The sequence below is a fragment of the Bradyrhizobium sp. HKCCYLRH2047 genome (assembly GCF_051168175.1).
Lineage (GTDB): Bacteria > Pseudomonadota > Alphaproteobacteria > Rhizobiales > Xanthobacteraceae > Bradyrhizobium.
The window spans coordinates 151876-174254 of record NZ_JBNPUM010000012.1 but is presented as its reverse complement, the minus strand read 5'-3'; the positions used below and the strand labels follow the sequence as shown (position 1 = coordinate 174254).

Annotated in this window: 21 protein-coding genes and 2 pseudogenes; 12 read left to right on the top strand and 11 right to left on the bottom strand. The window is 66.0% G+C overall.

Annotation, left to right across the window (positions count from 1 at the left end; translation table 11 throughout):
* Positions 1 to 84: 84 nt before the first annotated feature.
* Together ACQR1D_RS26195 and ACQR1D_RS26190 are read right to left on the bottom strand one after the other, a co-directional pair.
* Entirely contained in the window at positions 85 to 1290 is a 1206-nt protein-coding gene (locus tag ACQR1D_RS26195) for an ABC transporter substrate-binding protein (protein WP_316218401.1), read from the bottom strand.
* Positions 1291 to 1455: 165 nt separating this feature from the next.
* Entirely contained in the window at positions 1456 to 3084 is a 1629-nt protein-coding gene (locus tag ACQR1D_RS26190; RefSeq protein ID WP_434839804.1) for a fatty-acid--CoA ligase, read from the bottom strand.
* Positions 3085 to 3204: 120 nt separating this feature from the next.
* On the opposite strand from ACQR1D_RS26190, the pseudogene ACQR1D_RS26185 reads away from it, so the two are divergent.
* Positions 3205 to 4287, top strand: a pseudogene (locus tag ACQR1D_RS26185) (extensin family protein); the annotation flags it as partial.
* Positions 4288 to 4594: 307 nt separating this feature from the next.
* Here ACQR1D_RS26185 and ACQR1D_RS26180 read toward each other — a convergent pair.
* Positions 4595 to 5275: a L,D-transpeptidase gene (locus tag ACQR1D_RS26180; RefSeq protein WP_315802304.1), complete on the bottom strand. Its 681-nt coding sequence runs from the start codon at positions 5273 to 5275 to the stop codon at positions 4595 to 4597.
* A gap of 344 nt (positions 5276 to 5619) precedes the next feature.
* On the opposite strand from ACQR1D_RS26180, the gene ACQR1D_RS26175 reads away from it, so the two are divergent.
* The gene (locus ACQR1D_RS26175; protein ID WP_315802305.1) at positions 5620 to 6597 is read left to right on the top strand and encodes a magnesium transporter CorA family protein; all 978 of its coding nucleotides are present in this window, start codon (positions 5620 to 5622) and stop codon (positions 6595 to 6597) included.
* A 313-nt stretch (positions 6598 to 6910) separates the two neighbouring features.
* The gene (locus tag ACQR1D_RS26170) at positions 6911 to 7231 is read left to right on the top strand and encodes a hypothetical protein (RefSeq protein ID WP_409997915.1); all 321 of its coding nucleotides are present in this window, start codon (positions 6911 to 6913) and stop codon (positions 7229 to 7231) included.
* Positions 7232 to 7476: 245 nt separating this feature from the next.
* Here the strand turns inward: ACQR1D_RS26170 and ACQR1D_RS26165 are convergent, their stop codons facing one another.
* Entirely contained in the window at positions 7477 to 8229 is a 753-nt protein-coding gene (locus ACQR1D_RS26165) for an SDR family NAD(P)-dependent oxidoreductase (RefSeq protein ID WP_315802306.1), read from the bottom strand.
* A gap of 141 nt (positions 8230 to 8370) precedes the next feature.
* Positions 8371 to 9021 (bottom strand): pyridoxamine 5'-phosphate oxidase, encoded by a 651-nt coding sequence (gene pdxH, locus ACQR1D_RS26160; RefSeq protein ID WP_316238311.1) that lies wholly within the window; start codon positions 9019 to 9021, stop codon positions 8371 to 8373.
* A 125-nt stretch (positions 9022 to 9146) separates the two neighbouring features.
* Between pdxH and ACQR1D_RS26155 the strand changes: the two genes are divergently transcribed.
* Positions 9147 to 9551 (top strand): RT0821/Lpp0805 family surface protein, encoded by a 405-nt coding sequence (locus ACQR1D_RS26155; protein WP_315802308.1) that lies wholly within the window; start codon positions 9147 to 9149, stop codon positions 9549 to 9551.
* Positions 9552 to 9663: 112 nt separating this feature from the next.
* Positions 9664 to 10629 carry a DnaJ C-terminal domain-containing protein gene (locus tag ACQR1D_RS26150; protein ID WP_316238312.1) on the top strand — a complete coding sequence of 322 codons (966 nt, stop codon included), beginning with the start codon at positions 9664 to 9666 and terminating at the stop codon, positions 10627 to 10629.
* A gap of 371 nt (positions 10630 to 11000) precedes the next feature.
* Here the strand turns inward: ACQR1D_RS26150 and ACQR1D_RS26145 are convergent, their stop codons facing one another.
* Together ACQR1D_RS26145 and ACQR1D_RS26140 are read right to left on the bottom strand one after the other, a co-directional pair.
* Positions 11001 to 11774: an anti-sigma factor family protein gene (locus tag ACQR1D_RS26145; protein ID WP_434839803.1), complete on the bottom strand. Its 774-nt coding sequence runs from the start codon at positions 11772 to 11774 to the stop codon at positions 11001 to 11003.
* 91 nt (positions 11775 to 11865) lie between these two features.
* Positions 11866 to 12354 (bottom strand): sigma-70 family RNA polymerase sigma factor, encoded by a 489-nt coding sequence (locus tag ACQR1D_RS26140; RefSeq protein ID WP_315802311.1) that lies wholly within the window; start codon positions 12352 to 12354, stop codon positions 11866 to 11868.
* Positions 12355 to 12657: 303 nt separating this feature from the next.
* Between ACQR1D_RS26140 and fabI the strand changes: the two genes are divergently transcribed.
* From fabI to aroC, 3 genes are all read left to right on the top strand, one after another.
* Positions 12658 to 13491: an enoyl-ACP reductase FabI gene (gene fabI, locus ACQR1D_RS26135; protein WP_315802312.1), complete on the top strand. Its 834-nt coding sequence runs from the start codon at positions 12658 to 12660 to the stop codon at positions 13489 to 13491.
* Between the two features lie 12 nt (positions 13492 to 13503).
* Entirely contained in the window at positions 13504 to 14103 is a 600-nt protein-coding gene (locus ACQR1D_RS26130; protein ID WP_315802313.1) for a histidine phosphatase family protein, read from the top strand.
* 116 nt (positions 14104 to 14219) lie between these two features.
* Complete coding sequence (gene aroC / locus ACQR1D_RS26125) at positions 14220 to 15305, top strand: chorismate synthase (protein ID WP_316178359.1); 1086 nt, start codon at positions 14220 to 14222, stop codon at positions 15303 to 15305.
* A gap of 1 nt (position 15306) precedes the next feature.
* On the opposite strand, the gene ACQR1D_RS26120 is transcribed toward aroC, so the two are convergent.
* Positions 15307 to 16068, bottom strand: coding sequence for a hypothetical protein (locus ACQR1D_RS26120; protein WP_316178361.1), 762 nt, complete (start codon positions 16066 to 16068; stop codon positions 15307 to 15309).
* A 95-nt stretch (positions 16069 to 16163) separates the two neighbouring features.
* Between ACQR1D_RS26120 and ACQR1D_RS26115 the strand changes: the two are divergent.
* Together ACQR1D_RS26115 and ACQR1D_RS26110 are read left to right on the top strand one after the other, a co-directional pair.
* A pseudogene (locus ACQR1D_RS26115) lies at positions 16164 to 16335 on the top strand (chorismate synthase); the annotation flags it as partial.
* Between the two features lie 9 nt (positions 16336 to 16344).
* A complete protein-coding gene (locus ACQR1D_RS26110; RefSeq protein WP_315802316.1) occupies positions 16345 to 17535 on the top strand; it encodes an adenylate/guanylate cyclase domain-containing protein in 1191 nt (396 codons plus the stop codon).
* A gap of 9 nt (positions 17536 to 17544) precedes the next feature.
* On the opposite strand, the gene clpS is transcribed toward ACQR1D_RS26110, so the two are convergent.
* Positions 17545 to 17850: an ATP-dependent Clp protease adapter ClpS gene (clpS, locus tag ACQR1D_RS26105; RefSeq protein WP_035654766.1), complete on the bottom strand. Its 306-nt coding sequence runs from the start codon at positions 17848 to 17850 to the stop codon at positions 17545 to 17547.
* 224 nt (positions 17851 to 18074) lie between these two features.
* On the opposite strand from clpS, the gene ACQR1D_RS26100 reads away from it, so the two are divergent.
* Positions 18075 to 18929 (top strand): DUF1194 domain-containing protein, encoded by an 855-nt coding sequence (locus ACQR1D_RS26100; RefSeq protein WP_315802317.1) that lies wholly within the window; start codon positions 18075 to 18077, stop codon positions 18927 to 18929.
* Positions 18930 to 19230: 301 nt separating this feature from the next.
* Positions 19231 to 19785, top strand: coding sequence for a septal ring lytic transglycosylase RlpA family protein (locus ACQR1D_RS26095; protein WP_315802318.1), 555 nt, complete (start codon positions 19231 to 19233; stop codon positions 19783 to 19785).
* Positions 19786 to 20111: 326 nt separating this feature from the next.
* Here ACQR1D_RS26095 and ACQR1D_RS26090 read toward each other — a convergent pair whose 3' ends face one another.
* Both ACQR1D_RS26090 and ACQR1D_RS26085 read right to left on the bottom strand, forming a co-directional pair.
* Positions 20112 to 21347: a class I SAM-dependent RNA methyltransferase gene (locus ACQR1D_RS26090; RefSeq protein WP_315802319.1), complete on the bottom strand. Its 1236-nt coding sequence runs from the start codon at positions 21345 to 21347 to the stop codon at positions 20112 to 20114.
* A complete protein-coding gene (locus ACQR1D_RS26085) occupies positions 21340 to 22077 on the bottom strand; it encodes a TlyA family RNA methyltransferase (protein ID WP_316178366.1) in 738 nt (245 codons plus the stop codon). Before ACQR1D_RS26085 ends, ACQR1D_RS26090 begins: the two co-directional genes overlap by 8 nt.
* Positions 22078 to 22379 lie beyond the last annotated feature (302 nt).

The following is a 22379-nucleotide window of genomic DNA, read 5'->3' as shown; positions in this document are numbered from 1 at the left end:
CACGTCAAAGCCGCAGCGGCACAAACGCCACGGCCCCGCCGAAAGGGAGGGGCCGCGGCTTCCTTGGTCAGGCTGCGCCGATGCTCAGTGGCCATGCACCAGCGGGCAGGCCGAGTCGGCGAGCTTGCCGAACGCCTCCTCGCCCGACATCGTCTGGATCAGCTTGTAGTAGTCCCAGGGGTACTTCGACTCCTCCGGCTTCTTGACCTGCATGATGTACATCTCGTGCTCCATCAGGCCGTCGGCGCGGATCTTGCCGTTCGACGTGAACATGTCGTCGATCTTCATCTTGCGCAGCTGGTCCATGACCTTGTCGGAGTCGGTGGTGCCGGCCGCCTTCACGGCATTGAGGTAGGTCGTCGTCGCCGAGTAGTAGGCGGCCTGGTTCATGGTCGGCTCGCGCTTGGTCTTTTCGAAGTAGCGCTTGGCGAAGGCGCGGGTCTTGTCGTTGAGGTCCCAATACCAGCCGGTGGTGAGATAGAGACCCTGCGCGGTCTTCAGGCCGAGACTGTGGATGTCGCTGACGAAGGCGAGCAGCGCCGCCGGCTTCATCGTCTTGGCGATGCCGAATTCATCCGCGGCCTTGATCGAGTTCGTGAAGTCGTTGCCGGCATTGGCGAGGCCCAGAACCTGCGCGCCCGAGCCCTGCGCCTGCAGCAGATAGCTGGAGAAATCCGAGGTCGAGAGCGGCACGCGGACCGCTCCGACCACCTTGCCGCCATTGGCCTCGACCACCTTGGACGCGGCCTCCTGCAACTGGGTGCCGAAGGCGTAGTCGGCGGTCAGGAAGAACCAGCTCTTGCCGCCCTGGCTGACCATGGTCTTGGCGGTGCCGTTGGCGAGCGAGGTCGTATCGTAGGCGTAGTGGACGGTGTAGGGCGTGCAGTCCTTGCCCGTCAGCGAGGCGCCGGCGGCACCGATCGCAATGAACGGTATTTTCTTCTCCTTGGCGGCGGTGGCCATCGCGAGGCTGACCCCCGTGTTGGAGCCGCCGAGGATCATGGTGACGCCGTCGCGATCGGCCCACTCGCGCAATTTCTGGGCGCCGACGTCCGGCTTGTTCTGATGATCGCTCTCCATGAACTCGATCTTGTTGCCGAGCACGCTGCCGCCGAAATCCTCGATCGCCATCTTTGCAGCCTCGACGCCGCCCGGCCCGATCACGTCGGCATAGAGCCCGGACATGTCGTCGATGTCGCCGATCACGACCTTGTTGCCGGCGGCGTGAGCGGCCGTGGCGACCAGTGATGCTCCCAGCAGCCAGGGCAGCAGGCGGATTGATTTTCGCATGGTGGCGTTCCCTCGTTTTTTATGGTGCCGGACCTTAGGAACCCGCCCATGGGCTTCCTATTCGCCTTTGGTCGAGGCGAGGGCGATGGAACTTTTTGCGCGGAACGCAAACGGCCCCCGCGGGGGCGCAGGGGCCGTGAGTCTCGCGCGGAACGGGAGTTGTTGCTAAGCTGCGGCGTTGGGGAAGCGGTAGCTCTTGAACTGGTCGCGCAGCGCGGTCTTCAGGATCTTGCCCGTTGCCGTGTGCGGAATGCCGTCGACGAAGGCGACGTCATCGGGCATCCACCATTTGGCGATCTTGCCCTCCATGTATTTCAGGATGTCCTCGCGCGTCGTCGTCTGGCCGGGCTTCAATTGCACGATCAGCAGCGGGCGCTCATCCCATTTCGGATGATAGACGCCGATGACGGCAGCCTCGGCGACCGCGGGATGGCCGACCGCGAGGTTCTCCAGGTCGATCGAGGAGATCCATTCGCCGCCGGACTTGATGACGTCCTTGGAGCGGTCGGTGATGCGCATGTAGCCATGCTCGTCGACGGTTGCGACGTCGCCGGTGTCGAAGAAGCCTTCATCGTCGAGGATGTTGCTGTCGACCTTGTAGTAGGCCTTCGACACCGCGGGCCCGGACACCTTGAGCCGGCCGAAGGTCTTGCCGTCCCACGGCAACTCGGTGCCGGCATCGTCGGTGATCTTCATCTCGACGCCGAACGGCGGGAAGCCCTGGGTCTGCAGCACGTCGAGCTTGGCGTCGCCGTCGGCGGCGAGGAACGGCGGCTTCAGCGTGGCGAGCGTGCCGATCGGGCTCATCTCGGTCATGCCCCAGGCATGGCGCACGCCGATACCCATGTCGAGGAAGGCCTGGATCATCGAGCGCGGCATCGCCGAGCCGCCGCACACCACCATCTTCAGATGCGGCAGTTTGAGGTTATGCGCCTGCATGTGCTGCAGCAGCATCAGCCACACCGTCGGCACGCCGGCGGTGTAGGTCACCTTCTCGGTGTCGAGCAGCTCGTAGACGGACGCGCCGTCGAGCTTGGGGCCGGGCATCACCAGCTTGGTGCCCATCGACGGAGCGGAGAAGGCAATGCCCCAGCTGTTGGCATGGAACAGCGGAACCACCGGAAGCATTGTGTCTGCTGCGGACGTACCGAGTGAATCCCGGCTATTGGCCATCAACGCATGCAGCACGTTGGACCGATGCGAATACAGCACACCTTTCGGATCGCCCGTGGTGCCGGACGTGTAGCACATCGCGGCTGCGGTGTTCTCGTCGAAGGTGCCCCAGGCGAAGTCGCCGTCGGCCTCGCCGATCCACGATTCGTAGGCGACGGCGTTCTTGAGCGTCGTCTGCGGCATGTGCGCGGCGTCGGTCAGCACGATGTAGCGCTCGACGCTCGGCAGCTTGTCGGCGAGCTTCTCGAGGATTGGCACGAACGTCAGATCGGTGATGACGATGCGGTCCTGGGCATGGTTGATGATCCAGCCGATCTGCTCGGGAAACAGGCGCGGATTGACCGTGTGACAGATCGCGCCGATTCCCATGATGCCGTACCAGACCTCGAGATGACGGCCGGTATTCCAGGCGATGGTGGCGACGCGGTCGCCCAGCTTGATGCCGTCGCGCGTCAGCTTCTGCGAGACCTTGAGAGCGCGGTCGCGGATCTGCCGGTAGGTGGTGCGAACGATGGGGCCCTCGACCGAGCGGGTCACGACCTCCTGGGAGCCGTGGATTGTCGCCGCATGCTCGATGATCCGGTGACAAAGCAGGGGCCAGTCTTGCATCAAACCAAGCATCAGGTCGTTCCTCCGGTATTCGCTTGCAGCGAGGGTCTTTTGGTCTCTTTGGTCAATTTTAGCGCGCGCCGCACCCGACGCAAATGGGCTTGTGATGGCCACGACGTCGCGCCGGGCGTGATGGTTAGCGCTGTGGCCGTGGCGATCGCATTGAGCTGGCTCATGGCGGCGCCGGCGGCGGCCGCGAAATCGGCGCACCGCAGCCCGCCCACGGCCGCCGAGCCCGCAGCGAAGCTGGCCGACGGTGTTGCCAAGGTGCCGCTTCCGCAGCCACGGCCTGCCGATGCGCCGGCGCGGGAGGCGGCCAAGGGGGAGGATGCCGCTCCGCGCGACGCGGCCAGCGCCGGTGCAAAGGTGGATGCCCAAGCCCCGCCGCCGCCTTCGGCCTGCAGGCTGGCCCTGACCGAAGAGGTCGCGATCGCGCCGTCGATTCCGCCGATCAAGGGGCCCGGCGGCTGCGGCGGCGAGGACCTGGTGCGGCTGGAGGCGGTGGTGCTGCCTGACAAGCGCAGGGTGGCGCTGACGCCCGCGGCGACCATGCGTTGTCCGATGGCGACCGCGGTCGTCAACTGGGTGCGCAACGATGTGGCGCCGCTGGCCGAACGGCTCGGCAGCGCGGTCACTGCGCTCGACAATTTCGATTCCTATCAGTGCCGCGGCCGCAACAATGTCAGCGGCGCGCAGCTATCGGAGCACGGCCGTGCCAATGCGCTGGACGTCCACGGCTTCAAGCTGGCCGACGGCCGCATGATCGATCTCACCGACCGAAATCAGCCGCGCGATTTGCGCGAGTCCGTGCTGCACGCGGTCTGCACCCATTTCTCCACGGTGCTCGGCCCCGATTCGGATTGGTACCACGAGGACCACATTCATCTCGACCTGATCGAACGCCGCAACAACTACCGCATCTGCCAATGGGACGTGCTCGACCCGCTGCCGAAGGTCGCGCCCCTGATGCCCGCCGCCAGGCCCGACGACGCGCCGTCACGCGAGACCGCGCAGGCTGGCACCGAAAATGTCCGGAAGACCGCGAGCACCGACGCCGAACACAACAGCAGCGGTCGCGCCGGTACCGACGAGAAGGCCGAGCCGCCGGCCACCGCGCAGAGCCCTTCTGCTGACGACCGATCCGGACGGGCCGATACGGAAGCGCAGCCTCCGGCCGCAAAGCCCGCCGGAACGGTCCGCAATCGGCAGACCGCGTCGAAGTCTGCGCCTGAACAGCAAAAGTCCGGACGCGTCGCCGCAGAGACGCGCGCGCCGACCGTAGCGTCCGACAAGGCACGGAATACAGCCGGGCGGGACCAGCGCGCCCTGAACAGCTCAAGTGGGGAACGGGCTTCGCCATCGAAGCCGGCTCCACGGAAGCGCCATCACGGCCGGCCTGGCTGGGATCCGTTCCGCGGATTGTTCTAGCCCCAAACAAAAAGGCGCCGGGTGACCGGCGCCTTGGAAAGGCCGCTAAACGCGCTTCTCGGCTTTTGAATATCGTACCGGCTTCAGCCGGGGCTCACTGCATCGCAGCGAAGGTGCCGCCGCCCTGCAGCGCCATCTGCGGCTTGTAGGGCGAATCACCCTTCTTCGGATCCAGCACCACGACGATGGTGCCGACCTTCACCCGGTTATAGAGGTCGATCGCATCTTCGTTCGTCAGGCGAATGCAGCCCGAGGAGATCGAGGCGCCGATATATTCCGGCTGGTTGGTGCCGTGGATGCGGAACAGCGTGTCCTTGCCGTTGGCATAGAGGTACATCGCGCGTGAGCCCATCGGATTGTCGGGACCCGGCGCGACGAAGGTCGGAACGCCCAGGCGCTCGATCTCGCCCTTGGTCGGATGCCAAGCCGGCCATTCGGTCATGGCGCCGACCTTCGCGATGCCCGACCACGCCATCGCCTCTTCGCCGACGGTGATGCCGTAGCGAATCGCCTTGCCGCCATCGAGGACGTAATAGAGGTAGTGGCTGTCGGAATCGACGACGATCGAGCCCGGGGCTTCCTTGCGGTGATACTCGACGATCGCGCGCCGATAGGGCTCGGCCACCGGCGTGTTGGTGTAGCGGATCTTCGCGAGAAGCTCCTTGTCCTTCGGCTTGAAGGCCTGCGTGTTGGTCGCCTCGTACGTCGTGGCCTGCATGCAGCCCGACAGCATCAGGCCGGCGGCCAGGAGTCCGAGTTTCACCTTCAGCGACATGTCACCAATTCCAATTGACAGCTGACGTTGCAATGGTACGGCCGCGCCACTGCAGCGCGATTCCACATGTCCCATTATCGTCAAAATCGTTCTCAATTCCAGCCGATACACGCACAGGTCACGCTGCAGCGCCGCGATTGTTGCTTTTTTGCCGCAAAAATGCGGGCAGTCATCCACAGCTGTGCTCCGAATGGCACGATCGTCTCTCCGCCGGGGCGTTGCCCTTGAGACCATGGCCTTCGCGAGAAAGCCCATGGACCGGGCTCGCAAGCTGCGTCACAAGGCGGCAGCATCCCGCCGCTACGTCCCCGAAAATTCACGTTTCGCGATTCGGAGTTTTGTCCATGTTCTCGGTGTTCGTTCCGTCCGAAGCCGCGCTGAAGAAGCTGGCGATCACCGATCCCGCGGCTCTGCCCGACAATGCGGTCTGGGTCGACCTCGTGAACCCGAGCAGCGCCGAGGACCGGGCCGTGGAAAAGCTGGCCGGGATCGCGGTGCCGACCCGCGAGGACATGCAGGAGATCGAGATCTCGAGCCGTCTCTACATCGAGAACGGGGCCCGCTACATGACGGCCACGCTGATGTGTCACTCGGACTCCGATATGCCGAGGACCACGGCAGTCACCTTCATCCTGGCGGGCCACCGCCTGGTGACGGTGCGTTACGACCAGCCGCGCCCGTTCGCGGTGGTGGAGGCCAAGCTCGCCCGCAACTGTGCGCCCGGGATCACCGGCGAGATGGTGCTGATGGAGCTGCTCGACGCCGTGATCGACCGCTGCGCCGACATTCTCGAGAAGGTCGGGGCTGATATCGATCAGGTCAGCCACGAGATCTTCGAGCCGAACAATGAGCGTCACGGACACGCCAAGCAATATTCGCAGATCCTGATCGCGATCGGGCGCAAGGGCGACCTGACCTCGAAGGTGCGTGAGAGCCTGGTGTCGATCGGCCGCCTCGTCACCTTCCTGTCTGCGGTGGTCGAAGGCGTGAAGTGGTCGAAGGACATGCGCGAGCAGCTCAAGACCATGCAGCGCGACGTCGCCTCGCTGACCGACCACGCGTCCTACCTCGCGAGCAAGATCACCTTCGTGCTGGATGCGATGCTCGGCGTCGTCAACCTCGAGCAGAACAACATCATCAAGCTGTTCTCGGTGATGGCGGTGGTCCTGATGCCGCCGACCTTGATCGCATCGATCTACGGCATGAACTTCAAGATGATGCCGGAGCTCGAATGGGTGCACGGCTATCCGATGGCGTTGGTGCTGATGCTGATCTGTGCGATCGTGCCGTACTACATCTTCAAATTGAAGAAGTGGCTGTAGCGCAGCCGAGCTGGAATCGCCGGCCGCCCCAGGCCGCTCGCCCGCGCGAAGGCTGCGGCAAAGCGCCATCCGCAGCGCCTCATTCGTGCCCCGTTGTTAGCTGCGTGGGCGACATGTTCGTTGGTCGCGTGCCGCCGACTGATAGTCGCTATGCACTGCAAGTGTCACAAGCGGCAACGTGCAACGCATAACAGAAATACTTGTTAGGCCAGCCGCAACGCCGCTGCAAAGCCGCCCCAATTCCTCAGGTAAAATTTGACGGGAACCCTGAACGTTTGATCGAAACTTCTCTGCGATAAATCTGCTCGTGAGCATGACCGACTACGAGCGCCTCGGCGCGTGGCATGCAAGGCAGAGCTCGAGGGCGCGTTCATCGCGCCTTATCCAAGAGGCGGCAATGGTTGAGAAACGCATAACGGCATCGAACAACGTGATCGAGCTGGCCAACTATCAACGCAGCCGCGCCGACATCGTCGTGGCCCATGCGCTGTCGCCGCGCACCTGCCGCTATTGCGGCGCCGAGCTCGATGACGACGAGCGCGAGGATGATTGCTCCAGCGCCCTCAACGTCGAGTCCGACCGCCTGCGCTGGCGCGCCGCGCAGATCCTTCGTGGCCTGGTGTGCGAAGGCTGAACGACTGTTCTCGGCCGAGCGGTATCCCGGCAATGCCGCCCGAAAGTCCACGATCGGAAATTCAGCAGCCGATGTCATCCCTTGAACAGCGCTCCCTCCGGGAGCGCTGTTTTGTTTGTGGCGGCCGAATCGATCTTCGGAAACGGTGTTAATCGCCGCTTCGCACGGCCATCTGGAACTTGCCGCGCGCGGCAATCCGCCGTGAACCAAACCGGAGACGGGCAGGCCCCTCCGCGGCGACGGTCTCAGACGTGCTGGCCGCCGTTGATATGGATCTCGGCGCCGTTCACGTAGGAGCTGGTCTCGGTGCACAGCACGTAGATGATCTTGGCGACCTCGTCGGGCGTGCCGAGGCGCTGCATCGGGATCTGCTCCTGCACGATCTTCTCGGTGCCGGGCGACAGGATCGAGGTATCGATCTCGCCCGGCGCGATCGAGTTGACGCGGACGCCGACCCGGCCGAAATCCGACGCCATCTCGCGGGTCAGGGCCGCCAGCGCCGCCTTGGAGGTCGCGTAGGCCGCGCCGGCGAAGGGATGCACGCGCGAGCCGGCGATCGAGGTGACGTTGACGACGGAGCCCTTGGCCGCCTTCAGCTCCTTGATCAGGCCGCGCGCCATCATGATCGGCGCGAAGAAGTTGACGCGGAAGACGTGATTCCAGGTGTCGAGGTCGGTGTCGACGGTGCCGAGCCGGGCGCCGCCGGCGCCCTTCGGCGAGATCGCGGCGTTGTTCACCAGCGCATGCAGCTCGCCACTGTCCATGCGCTGTTTGACCTCCTCGATCGCCCGCAGCGTGTCCTCGGGATCGGCAAGGTCGACCTGGATGTGGTCTTCGGGACCTGCGCCCCACGGACATTCCTCGGGGAAGGGATGCCGCGAGCAGGTGATGACGCGCCAGCCGGCGGAGGAGAATCGGATGACGGTGGCATGACCGATGCCGCGGCTGGCGCCGGTCAGCAGCATCGTGCGCCGCGGCTGGTTCGAAGGAGTCGGCATGAACTGGGTCTCTCACGATCCCGGACGGATCAACTTACCACAATGGTTGCAGGTGCGGCGCTCGATTCACGCACGCGCGGGCGATTCGTCCGACAAGGCATCAGACGCCGGCAGCCGGGCGCTAGCGCGCTCGGCGATGTCTCACGGATACATCCGCACCTTGGTCCACGGCTGGTCGGCGGCGTCGCGGCGGAATTCGATGCGGTCGTGCAGGCGGAACGGCCGGTCGTGCCAGAACTCCATGCTGATGGGCGCGATGCGCCAGCCGCTCCATCCCGGCGGCCGCGGCACCTCGCCGATGATGTATTGCGTGGCGACCTTGGCGATCGCCTGCTCGAACGCGAACCGGCTCTCCAGCGGCTGCGACTGCTTGCTGGCCCAGGCGCCGAGCTGCGCCTGCTTCGGCCGGGTCGCGAAATAGGCGTCGGCCTCCTCGTCGCTCACCGGCGTCACGAGGCCGCGGATGCGGACCTGGCGGCGCAGCGACTTCCAGTGAAACAGCAGCGCGGCCTTCGGATTGGCGGCGAGCTCACGGCCCTTCTGGCTGGCCTTGTGGCTGTAGAAGACGAAGCCGTCCTGGTCATAGCCCTTCATCAGCACCATGCGCACGTCGGGCAACCCGCTATCGTCGACCGTCGCCAGCGCCATCGCATTCGGATCGTTGGGCTCGCTCTTGCTGGCCTCCGCAAACCAGTCGGCAAACAGCGCAAACGGCTCGCCGGCCTGGGTAAAATCGGCCGATGTACCGGATGTTAAGATTGTCTGGTGTTTGATGCTCGTGGGGTCGGTCATGTCTTTGGGGAGTCCGAGTTTTGCGTTCACCCGCGGCCAAGCGCGCGCAAGTCCATCCGGGTCCGGTCCTATATAGGGCATCGGTCCGACTTGGCCTATCCGCGATCGGTCATGCCGGCACCGCTTTGACACTCATTCTAATCGGCCTGTCCGGCGGCGGCTGCAGCCTGTCTCGCCCTGAAACGGCCTTTGCCAAGATGGACGATGCGGAGATCACCGGCGCGGTCAGCCCGCCGCCCGAGCGCGAGCCGACCGAAGCCGATCTCGCTTTTGCCCGCAACGCCGCGTCGGACGTGCTGACCAGGGGGAGCAAGGATTCCAGCCAGCCCTGGCAGAATCCGCAGACCGGCGCTCGCGGCTCGGTGACGCCGATCGCCAAGTCCTACACGGCCGACAACGGCCGCACGTGCCGCGATTTCCTCGCGAGCTACGTCAACGGCAAGACGGAGCGCTGGCTGCAGGGCTCGGCGTGCCGTATCGAGCGTGGGCGCTGGGACATCCAGACGCTCAAACCCTGGCAGCAAAGCTAGCCGGGACCATCAGGAACCCGTTGCAAAAATACAACGGACTCCCCAGATGAAATGCAAAGCGGGCGGGGAGCCCATAGGTTAGTATCTGACTTTCTGTAAGGAGACGTGACGGATGCGCGACCCCTATGAGGTCTTGGGGGTGCCGCGAAGCGCCAGCGCTGCGGCCATCAAGAGCGCCTATCGCAAGCTCGCCAAGAAGCACCACCCCGACAGCAACAAGGATGATCCGAAGGCATCGGCGCGGTTTGCCGAGATCAATTCGGCCAACGAGATCCTGGGCGACGAGGAGAAGCGCAAGCAGTTCGATCGCGGCGAGATCGACGCCGAAGGCAAGCCGCGCTTCCAGGGCTTCCCTGGCGGCGGCGCCGGCCGCGGCGGGCCGGGGGGCGGATTCGAGAATTATACCTTCCGCAGCGGCGGCGGGCCGGGTGGCGGCTTTGGCGGTGGCGGATTCGAGGACATCCTGAACAGCATGTTCGGCGGCGCTGGCCCGCGCGGTGCACGTGGCGGCGGCGGCGGTTCGTTCGAGTTCGACACCGGCGGAGTCGGCCTCGACCTCGATCTGAAGGTTGCGATGTCGGTCTCGCTCGAGGAGTCCGTGAAGGGCGGCGAGAAGCGCGTTCGGCTGCCGTCGGGCAAGGAGCTCAACGTCAAGGTCCCCGCTGGCGTCACCGCCGGCCAGCAGATCAGGCTGAAGGGGCAGGGCGAGAGCGCGCCCGGACACCGGCCAGGTGATCTCCTGATCACGATCCAGATCGCGCCGCATCCGTTCTTCAAGGTCGAGGGCAGCGACCTCAGGCTCGATCTGCCGATCACGCTTTACGAGGCGGTCCTGGGCGCCAAGGTGAGGGCGCCGACGCTCGGCAGCGCGGTCGAGCTGTCGATCCCGAAGAACACCTCCAGCGGCCGCACCTTCCGGCTCAAGGGCAAGGGCCTGCCCAAGAGCGATGGCTCGGTCGGCGATCTGTTCGTCACCACCCGGATCGTGCTGCCCGACGGCAACGATGCCGAGCTCGAAGCCCTGATGACCAAATGGCGCGACCGCCATCCCTACAATCCGCGCAGCAACCTCTCCTGAGGTTGCGCGTTGTAGGCCACTCGGCTTAAAGTTGAGGGGGCGAGCTGGAAAGCTGAGAGAAAAAGTGCGGCCTCGAAAGGGGGACCAGCGCGGTACAAAACCCCGATCGAGGCCGCTTCCGTGTCGATCGGCGGATCGAACACTCCTCATTTTTTCGTGAACATTTGGCGCTATATTGAGACGTGCCGGTGACCTGATTCCAGATTTCCGGTGACCGAATTGCGGCGCCGACCTTGGCGAGTCTCCCGCCCGGGCGAGGCGGGGATCAGTACCGTTTCGCGCAGCGTTTGCGGCCATCCTGCAAACGCTTCTGATCACGGCCGTAATCGCGCCGAGGCCGGTACCTCGCGAAATCGGGCAATGGTCCGCCGCTAGCCGCCCGCCCGTTCGGACTGGTCATAAACAAGGCGCGCGACCTGGGTGAGACGCGTCCGGTCGCTGCTGCCACTGACGACGTAGCTGACGCCGCGCTCCGCCCAGGACAGTGCAGCGGTGTTGCCCTGCGCCGTATAGCGCATCTCGGCCGCCTCGATCCCGACCTTGGTCGCATACACCGTGAAGCGCTCGCCGGAGGTGCTCTCGTACATCAGGAAGGACGCCGGACCGGTCGGCCCCGGCAGCAGCCGGCCGCCGACGAGCTTCAGTCCGGTGGTTTCCAGCTCCGGCGCCTGCACGGTGCGGCCGCAGCGCCGCGTCAGCCATTGCTGCAGATGGGCCTTCTCGTCGCCGGGGACCTCGACCGGATGGCGCACCTCCACGACGTAGAGTCGGTGCGCATCGAGCGCCTCGCCGGCGAGGGCCTGCAGCGGCGACGGCGAGGACGCAGCGCCACGCGCGACCCAGCCGACCGCGCCGCCGGCCGCGAAGGCCGCCACGCTTGCCGCCATGGCTGCGACGACCCAGCGCCGCGGCCGGCGCTCCAGACCGTCGAGGTCGAGCCGCGGCGGCACCGGCTCGTTGACGATGGAATCGTAGCGGGCATGGAGCGCCTCAGCCATGCTGCGCCAGAATTGCACGCGCTCGGCGTCCGCCGGATGCGCGGCCAGCCAGCGCTCGACGTCGCTGCGGCGCTCGGCCGGCAGCTCGTTGTCGACGTAGGCGTGCAGCTCGTCTTCGGTGACGGGAATGGTCGGCTCGGTCATCATCGGGATCTCGTTGCAATCGAGCGGCTGCGGCGATGCGCGGTAGCTGCAGGCTTGGGCAGCCGAACATGGCAGGGCGGCTTTTGTGCAGTGGTCATTTCACCCTCCGCAGCGCCGGCCGCTCGCCCTCGAGCACGGCACGGACATGGGCGCGGGCGCGGGCGAGGCGGGACATCACGGTGCCGATCGGGACACCCTGGATGTCGGCGACCTCGCGGTAGCTCATGCCTTCGAGCACGACGAGGAGAAGCGCCGCGCGCTGCTCCTCCACCAGGGTCGCCAGCGCGCGCTCGATGTCCCGGCCCTCGGCCTCAGTGCCGCTGGCGTCGGCATTGTCGTCCTGGAGCGGCATGAAGTGAGGTCGCCGTGCCAGGGAGCGCCGGCGGTTCTTGTTCAGATTGGTCAGGATCGTGTACAGCCAGCTCCTGATGTCGCCGCCCAGGAACAGCCGTTCCGAGCGCAGCGCCCGCACCAGCGTGTCCTGGACCAGCTCGTCGGCCGCGTCCATGTCGCGCGCCAACGCCCGGGCATAACGGCGCAGTGCCGGAATCATGGTCTCGACGCTCTGGCGGAACGCGTTCATGGACTGCCCTGCGGCTGTTCGCTGCGATGACAAGGGCGCAGGCCGCAGCCGGCGCCTTGCAAAGATCATAACCCCGCGATCTCAGGCCTATTCCAGCCGGGCAAGCTGGCTGGGCGTTTGCCACAGAGCGGGCGGAATGGGGCTGTACCGGGCCAGACCGGTGGTGTACGTCCAGTCCTCAGAGCATGATGCGCTTCCACGGAAACGCATGATGCTCATCTCCTTGTTTGAGCATGATCTTTCGGAAAACCGGTTTCCACTTTTCCGGATTATGCTCTCATAATCAGTTCGATGGGAAGCCGCATGGCGCAGATTTCAGGTTTGATGCAGGGCAAGCGCGGGGTGGTCCTCGGCGTGGCCAACAACCGCTCGATCGCCTGGGGCATTGCCAAGGCCGCGCGCGCGGCCGGCGCGGAGATCGCGTTGACCTACCAGGGCGACGCGCTGAAGAAGCGGGTCGAGCCGCTGGCGGCTGAGCTCGGCGGCCTCGTGCTCGGCCATTGCGACGTCACCGATCCATCGACCATCGATGCCGTGTTCGACGTGCTCAAGGAGAAGTGGGGCAAGATCGATTTCGTCGTGCACGCCATCGCCTTCTCCGACAAGGACCAGCTCGACGGCCGCTACATCGAGACCACGCAGGACAATTTCTCCAAGAGCATGCTGATCAGCTGCTACTCGCTGACCGCGATCGCGCAGCGCGCCGAGAAGCTGATGACCGACGGCGGCTCGATCATCACCCTGACCTATTATGGTGCAGAGAAGTGGATGCCGCACTACAATGTGATGGGCGTCGCCAAGGCCGCGCTGGAAGCCAGCGTGCGCTATCTCGCCGCCGATCTCGGCGAGAAGAGCATCCGCGTCAACGCGATCTCGGCCGGCCCGATCAAGACGCTGGCCGCGTCGGGCATCGGCGACTTCCGCTATATCCTGAAGTGGAACGAATACAACGCGCCGCTGCGCCGGACTGTGACCATCGACGAGGTCGGCGACAGCGCGCTGTATCTCTTGTCCGACCTGTCGCGTGGTGTCACCGGCGAGGTGCATCACGTCGATTCCGGCTATCATGTCGTCGGCATGAAGCGGCCCGAGGCGCCCGACATCTCGCTCAGCAATTCCGTCGGCGCCAAGGACTAACGTCAACACGCAATGCCACGGCCCACGATCTACTACATCCGCCACGGCGAGACGGAATGGAATGCGCTCGGCCGGCTGCAGGGCACGCAGGACATTCCGCTGAACGCGCTCGGGCGGGTGCAGGCGGTGCAGGCCGGCAACCTCCTGGCCGAGCTCGCTGCGCGCAACGGCCATGATGCGGCGCGCCTGCCCTACGTCGCGAGCCCGCTCAGCCGCGCCCGCGCGACCATGGAGCTGGTGCGTGAGACCCTGGGGCTGCCAGCCGAGGGCTATGCGCTCGATGCCCGGCTGCGCGAGATCGGCTACGGCAAATGGGAAGGGGCGACGCTGCCGGAAATGCAGGCGGCCGATCCCGCCTTCTATGCCCGGCGGCTGACCGACAAATGGTCGCTGGCGCCCGAGGGCGGCGAGACCTATGCCGACGTCGAGCGCCGCGTGCGCGACTGGTACGATGGGCTGTCTGGCGATATCGTGGCGGTCGCCCATGGCGGCACGGCGCGGGCGCTGATGGTCGCGCTGGGCTTCGAGACGCCGCACGGCGCCGTCGACCTGCCGATCCAGCAGGGCGCGGTCTATGTGTTCGGCGAGAACGGCTTCGAGAAGTACAGTTAGTTTGTCCCCGTCATTCCGGGGCGCGTCGTGAGAGGCGAAACCGGAATCTCGAGAGTCCGGGTCTGGTCCTTCGGACCGTCCCGGAATGACGGTTTTTCCGATTGGGTGATCAGCTCATGTCCTTCAACACCTTCGGCCACATGTTCCGCGTCACCACCTTCGGCGAGAGCCATGGCGTGGCCATCGGCTGCGTGGTCGACGGCTGTCCGCCGCGGATCCCGCTGCAAGCGGAGGAGATCCAGCGTGATCTCGACCGCCGCCGTCCCGGCCAGTCGCGCTTCACCACCCAGCGCCAGGAGCCGGATCAGGTGAAGATCCTGTCCGGTGTGATGGCCGATCCCGACACCGGAGCGCAGGTCACCACGGGCACACCGATCGCGCTCCTGATCGAGAACACCGACCAGCGCTCCAAGGACTATTCCGAGATCAAGGACAAGTTTCGTCCCGGCCATGCCGACTTCACCTACGAGGCCAAATACGGCCTGCGCGACTATCGCGGCGGCGGCCGGTCCTCGGCGCGCGAGACCGCGACGCGCGTTGCGGCCGGCGCGATCGCGCGCAAGGTCCTGCCCGACGTGAAGGTGCGCGGCGCGCTGGTGCAGATGGGGCCGCACAAGATCGACCGCGGCAACTGGGACTGGGACGAGGTCGCGCGCAATCCCTTCTTCTGCCCCGACAAGGACAAGGCGGCGTTCTTCGAGGACTATCTCGACGGCATCAGGAAGTCCGGCTCGTCGATCGGCGCCGTGCTCGAGATCGTCGCCGAGGGCGTGCCGGCGGGACTTGGCGCGCCGCTCTACGGCAAGCTCGATGCCGATCTCGCCGCGGCGATGATGAGCATCAACGCCGTGAAGGGGGTCGAGATCGGCGCCGGCTTCGGTGCGGCCGAGCTGACCGGCGAGGAGAATGCCGACGAGATGCGCTCGGCCAATGACGGCACGCGCTTCCTCTCCAACAATGCCGGGGGCATTCTCGGCGGCATCGCCACGGGACAGCCGATCGTGCTGCGCTTCGCGGTCAAGCCGACCTCGTCGATCCTCACCCCGCGCCAGACCGTCGACCGCTCAGGCCAGGAGACCGAGATCCTGACCAAGGGCCGTCACGACCCCTGCGTCGGCATCCGCGCGGTTCCCGTCGGCGAGGCGATGATGGCTTGCGTGCTCGCCGATCACCTGCTGCGCCATCGCGGCCAGGTGGGGTAGGTTAGTCGTTCTCGCCGTACACATACGACGCCTTCAGCCCGAAGGTCACGATCGAGAGCGTGACCCACAGCCGCAGCATCGCGAACGAGAAGATGAACACGAAGAACACCAGGTTCTTGGCGAACTGACTGGCCTCGGTCTGCCCGAACGTCCAGATCAGGCTACGGACGGCATTCTGGCCGTAGCCCAGTCCGATGTTGACCAGGCCCAGCACCAGCACGGCGGTCCCGAGCCATAGCCCGCGCCGAGCGAACTCACCGAGTGCGGGGAAGAACGCGGTCCGGCCATTGTTGCGCTCGGCCTGCAGGATCATCAGCAGCACCAGCGCTGCGATGAATGCGCTCCAGAACCGGCCGAGATGCGTGAACTGGTCGAAGGCCATGCCATCCAGTCCGGCCATCAGATGGGGGCTCTGTCCCGCATAGGGCGTGAACACCAGGGCTAGCGCAGCCGCGATCATCAGCAAGGCGATCCGCCATAGCACGGCCAGGGACAATCGAAGCTGGTCGGTGACGCTCAGCTCGCCGAGGTTCGTCTGGCCGCCGCTTGCCTCGATACAGCGCTGCGCCGTGACGATGAAGGCGTGCAGCACGGCGACCGCGGCCACGACCAGAGCGGGCAGGCTGGCCGGTCCGCCGGCAAACGCGATCACCCGCATTGCCGCGGCGAGGATGAGCCATGGCAGCGCCGGCAGTAGCCGCAACGGTCCGAACGAGGTCTGAGGAACAATGGTGGATGATACGCTGCGGAGGGTCTCTCTCATCGTGTCAGGATACCGCGCGGAGCTGAACGGCCTTCCTCGCAAATGGCTAAAATTGCCGCCACGCCGCGTGCGTCTCGCTGTCTCCATGAGCTGTCACGAAGAGCCTCACCAAGGGCCATCACGACCCCTGCGTCGGCAATCCGCACGGGCCCGGTGGGCGAGGCGATGATGGCCTGCGTGCTCGCCGATCATCTGCTGCGCCATCGCGGCCAGGTCGGTTGGTCGCGCACGGAGTACCTGTTTACTGTTGTCACGTCCGTCGCTTAATCTCAGCCCATGGACACTTCCAAGCTGCGGGACATCAAGGACTGGCTGGTCGATGGTGCGCGCTCCGCGGCGACGCCGAGCCAGATGATGTCCGAATGCTGCGAGCGCCTGGTCGGGCTCGGCATCCCGTTGTGGCGCGTCGGCGTGTTCGTCCGCACCCTTCATCCCGATATCGCCGGCCGCAGCTTCATCTGGCGCCAGGGCGCCGAGGTCGAGATGGGCACGGTCGATTTCGGTTTCGAGAGCACCCCGGCCTACACGGACAGTCCGCTCGCGCTCGTGTTCGAGCATGGCAGGGAGTTCGGGGCCGATCCTCGCCATCCGCAGGCGGAGCGTTTTCCGATCCTGATGGATCTGCGTGCCGAGGGCGTGACCGACTATCTCGCCTTGCCGATGACCTTCATCGATCGCGCGGTCCATGCCTCGAGCTGGACCACCAAATCTCCAAGAGGCTTCACCGACGCGCAGCTGAACGCGATCCGGTCGCTGATGCCTGCGCTCGCACGCTACACCGAGATCGTCACGCTGCGCCGGACCGCCTCGATGCTGCTCGACACCTATGTCGGCAACAGCGCCGGCGAGCGCATCCTCGGCGGCCAGATCCGCCGCGGCCACACCGATACGCTCGATGCGGCGATCTGGTTGTCGGATCTGCGCGGCTTCACGCCGCTGTCGGACCGGCTGCCGGCCGAGAACGTCGTCGACATCCTCAACCAGTACTTCGACTGCCAGGTGGATCCGATCCGCGAGCAGGGCGGCGAGGTGCTCAAGTTCATGGGCGACGGCCTGCTCGCGGTGTTCCCCATTCGCGCGCAGGGCGGCGATCCGAGCGAGGTCTGCGGCCGCGTGCTCACGGCGGCGCGGGCGTCGCGCGCCCGCGTCGACGCGCTGGAATATGCGGTCGGCGACATCGGGGAGCGGTTTCGTTTCGGCGTGGCGCTGCATGTCGGACGGTTGCTCTATGGCAATATCGGCGGCGGCAACCGGCTCGACTTCACCTGCATCGGCCCCGCCGTCAATCTCGCCGCAAGGCTGGAGAAGATGGCCGCGCAGCTGAAGCGCACGGTGGTCGCGTCCGAGGCCTTTGCCGGCGCCTGTCCCGAGCCGCTGACCGATCTCTGGACCGATCTCGGCGAATTTCCGATCGCTGGCCTCGCGACCGCGCAACGCGTGTTCGGGCTGCGCGAGGAAGGGAATTAGTTCGCCGGCTCAGGTCTCCGGCTCGGTGGTGAACAGCAGCGGATATCCCTTGGCGCGGCCGGCATCGGTCGCGCGCGTCGCCTTGGTCTCGGCGACGTCCTTGGTGAACACCGCCACCACGCAGACGCCGAGCTTATGGGCCGTGATCATGACCTTGTAGGCCTGGTCCTCGGTCATGCGGAATTCCGCCTTCAGGATCATCACCACGAAATCGCGCGGCGTGAAATCGTCGTTGACGAGGATCACCTTGTAGAGCCGCGGACGCTCGGTCTTGGTGCGTACCTTCGTCTTGGGCTTGGTGACGGCATCGTTCATTTGAAGGGCGCGCCTGTGTTCCTGATGCGGCAGTCACGCCACGATACAGGCTTCGAACGCTCCGGGAAACCACGGGCTGCATGCCTTGCGCGATGGGCGCACGCGGCTGCCTGACATCCGGGCAATCCAGGGGACTAACCGGAATGTGAATGGATGTGTGCGTTCCCGCTTTGCGCTCTGCGGATTGCATGTCACCATCATCAGACGCGATTGGAGGGCAGCTCATGCGCTGGTGGATCTCGATCGGGGTGGCGTGTCTGGCGGGCGCCTTGGCTGGCGGCGACGTCGCCAGCGTCGTGGCCGCGCCGAGGACCCAGCCGGCGCAGCAACTGAGCGAGAAGGAAGCCTCTGTCGACGTTGAGCTCATTCTCGCCGTCGACGTGTCCTACTCGATGGATCTGGACGAGCTGGCGATCCAGCGCGAAGGCTACGCCCAGGCGCTCAGCTCGCGCGAGTTCCTGCAGGCGCTGAAGAACGGCGTGCACGGCCGCATCGCCGTGACCTATTTCGAATGGGCGGCCTCGAGCGACCAGAAGATCATCATTCCATGGCGCCTGATCGACGGACCGGAAAGTGCCGACGCCGTCGCCGCCGAGATCATGAAGACGCCAATCCGCCGGGCGTCGCGCACCTCGATCTCGGGCGCGATCTACTTCGCCATGCCGTTGTTCGATGAGAACCCCTATCGCGGGCTGCGCCGCGTCATCGACATCTCCGGCGACGGGCCCAACAACAACGGTCCCTCGCCGGTGACGATCGCGCGCGACGAGGCCGTCAACAAGGGCATCACGATCAACGGCCTGCCGATCATGGTCAAGGAGCCGTCCTACTCGACCATGGATATCGAGAACCTCGATCTCTACTACAAGGATTGCGTCACCGGCGGCCACGGCTCGTTCGTGGTCACGATCAAGAGCCGCGAGGAGTTCAAGGAGGCCATCCGCACCAAGCTGCTGATGGAGGTCGCCGGACGGGCACCGCCGCCGCGCATCGTGCCGGTCGCCGATGACGCCGACAAGGAGCCGCGCGTGTCCTGCACGATCGGCGAGAAGATCTGGCAGGATCGCTGGGGCCGGTGACCCGGGCTGCGCCACACCGGCGCCCCTGATCCGCCATCGACCGGCGCGCAGCGCTTCACACCGCCTGTCCTGGTCGGAGGCGTGCACTGCGCACCCATCGGACGCGTGTCGGGTGCAAGGATTGGTATCCCGATCTCGTGTGGAAAAACCCCGTCCTGTTGCCGATCCGGCGAATCTGTGACCTCACAGCCACACACGATCTGAAAAACCAGGGGTTGCATGGCGCCAAAATTCTCTTTGCCACTGTGCCGCCGCGATTGGGCCGCGACCATGAGCGGGTTGAGGCGGAGGCGCACAGAATATGCGTATCATCGACCGGACAGCAGGTCCCTCGTCAGTCGTCCATGGCCCGGGTGCAGGGCTCGCATCCCAACTTCTGAGGCCAGCGCTGCTGTGTGCGGCGGCGGCTTCGCTCGCCGCCTGCGCGCAATCGTCGGCGGTCCGGCAGGCGCGCTGGGCGGCGCCGACGAAGCAAGCTGCCGCCGAATTCCGGCCGCAGGTGCAGCGTGCGGAGACGGCGCCGGAGTCGGTGGTGCGCGTCCAGCAGGCCGAGCTCAGCCCGCCTCCAGCCCACGCCACCTCGTCGGGCCTCGCCAGCTACTACTCGGAAGGCCGCAAGACCGCGAGCGGCGAACGCTTCGATCCCTCCGAGCTGACGGCCGCCCATCGCAGCCTGCCGTTCGGCACCCGTTTGCAGGTCACCAACGTCAAGACCGGCCGCTCGGTGGTGGTGCGTGTCAACGACCGTGGACCGTTCGTGCAGGGCCGGGTGGTGGATGTGTCCTACTCCGCCGCCCAGGCGCTCGGCATGATCCACACCGGCGTCGCCCCGGTGAAGGTCAGCGTGGTGCGGTAGCAGTCATAGACACGGCAGCGCCGCTGCTTGACCTCTCGTGTTTCTTGAGTGGCCGGGATCTCGCAGCGGCGGCAGTGCACCTCGCCCCGCTTGCGGGGAGAGGTCGGATTGCATCGAAGATGCAATCCGGGTGAGGGGGACAGGTCTATCCACGCACACACCCGGTGCGTTTGCCCCTGCTGACACTTCCCGTGCGGCTGCCTCTCACCCCAACCCTCTCAGCGCGAGCGAAGCTCGTCGCGCCCCCGTAAGAACGGGGAGAGGGTGCGCACCGTTCGTGCCGAGCAAGCTCTGCGCTCAACTAATAGGCATCCCGCATCACCGCCTCACCGCACCAGCCGCGCCACCAACTCCACATGCGGCGTGTGGCGGAACTGGTCGACGGGGACGACCGTCTCGAGCTTGTAGCCGCCGTCGATCAGCATGCGGACGTCGCGGGCGAAGGTGGTGACGTTGCAGGACACCGCGACGATCACCGGCGCCTTGCTGGCCGCGAGCTGCCTGGCCTGGGCCTGCGCGCCCTGGCGCGGCGGGTCGAACACGACGGCATCGATGTCGCGCAATTCCGGCGGCATCAGCGGGCGGCGGAACAGGTCGCGCGCCTCGGCCTTGATCGGCTTGAGGCCGGGCGTCCCGGCCGCCTTCTGCAGCGCCGCGATCGCGCCGGCATCATTGTCCATGGCGGTGACGCGCGCCCGCGTGGCGAGCCGCAGCGCGAACGGGCCGACGCCGCAGAACAGGTCGGCGACGTGCTTGGCCTTGCCGGTCCGCTCCATCACGAGCTGCGCCAGCGTCTCCTCGCCTTGCACGGTGGCCTGCAGAAACGAGCCGGGCGGCAGCGTCACCTGCGCCGTGCCCATCGTGACAACTGGCGCATTGCGCATCAGCACCAGCTCGCCGTGGCGCGTCAGCCGCGCCAGTCGGTGCTGTTCGGCGAGGCGGGACAGGGCCGCGATGCGCGGCGGCGGCAGCGGGCCGGAGCCGCGGATGTCGATGTCGAGGCCGTTGCTGGTCGCGGTCGCCTGGATGTCGAGCGGCTTGCCGGTCGGCTTCAGCGCCTCAGCCAGGGCCCATGCGGCTTCCAGCGCACCGTCCAGAGCAGGATCGAGGATCGGGCAGCGGTCGATCGGCACGATATCGTGGCTGTTCGCGGCCGAGAATCCGACCCTGAGAACGTCGTGCGTGCCCATCCGGGCGTGGAAGGTGGCGCGGCGCCGGCCGGCGCCGTGGGCATCGATCAGATCGGCCACGTCGCAGTCGACCTTGGCGGCCCGTAGCGTCTCGACGATGATGTTGCGCTTCCATTGCTGATAGGGCCCGGGCATCCAGTGCTGGATGGCGCAGCCGCCGCACACGCCGAAATGCGCGCAGAACGGCGCGATCCGCTCGGGACTCGCCGTCTCCACCGCGAGCAGCTTGCGGCGATCGGGATGGCCGGGCACGACGGCCGTCTCCACGGTCTCGCCGGCCAGCGTGTAGGGCACGTACAGCGCCTCGCCCGATGACAGCGACACGCCATCGCCGCGATGGCCGACCTGGTCGATGACGAGACGTTCAACCATGGCGGCGCGCTCCCAGGAAGAATTCGGCGTTGCCGTCGCCGCCCTTGATCGATGACGGAAAGATCGCGATGTCGCTGCAGCCGAGCGAGGCGGCGAAGGCGGCGATGTCATCGCACACGGCTTGATGGACGGCTGCATCCTTGATGATGCCGCCCTTGCCGTGCTTTCCCTGCGCCTCGAATTGCGGCTTGATCAGCGCCAGCAGGCTCATCGGCGAGGCGGCGAGCGATAGCGCGGCCGGCAGCACCGCCTTGAGCGAGATGAAGCTGCAGTCGATCACGACGATGTCGGGGCGCTGCGCCAGCCGCTTGCCGTCGTAGCTGCGGATGTCGGTCTGCTCCATCGAGATGATCTTCGGGTGATTGCGCAATGACGGGTGCAACTGGTCGCGGCCGACGTCGACCGCGAACACGAGCGCCGCGCCATTCGCCAGCAGCACCTCGGTGAAGCCGCCGGTGGAGGCGCCGACATCGAGGCAGACATGGTCCTCGACCTCGATGCCGTAATGCTCCAGCGCCGCCGCCAGCTTGACGCCGCCACGCGACACCCAGGGATGCGCCGGCTCGGCCTGCAGGACGGCGTCGGCGGGAATGCTCTCCGAGGCTTTGCCGACCTGCTTGTCGTTGGCGAACACGAGCCCCGCCTCGATCGCCGCCTGCGCCCGCGCGCGGCTCTCGAACAGGCCGCGTTCGACGAGGAGGATGTCAGCGCGTTTGCGGGCAGGGGTCATGGGCGGTTTGATGAATGGTCATGAGTTGTGGAGTGGTCATGAGTTGTGGAGGTCGCGCAACCATTCCGGTGTCGTCCCGGGCAAGCACTGGCGCGCATCGCGCGTCGGTGCGCCGACCCGGGACCCATAACCACAGGACGTAGTTTGTAGGAAGATGGCAACTACGTGTCTGCCCAACACACCGTCCTGTGGTTATGGGTCCCGGCTTTCGCAGGGACGACATGGGAGTTCGTGTCATCGATCGTGCCACCACGCGAGACTCGTAGGGTGGGCAAAGGCGCGTGCACCGGTGTTTCCGCAAG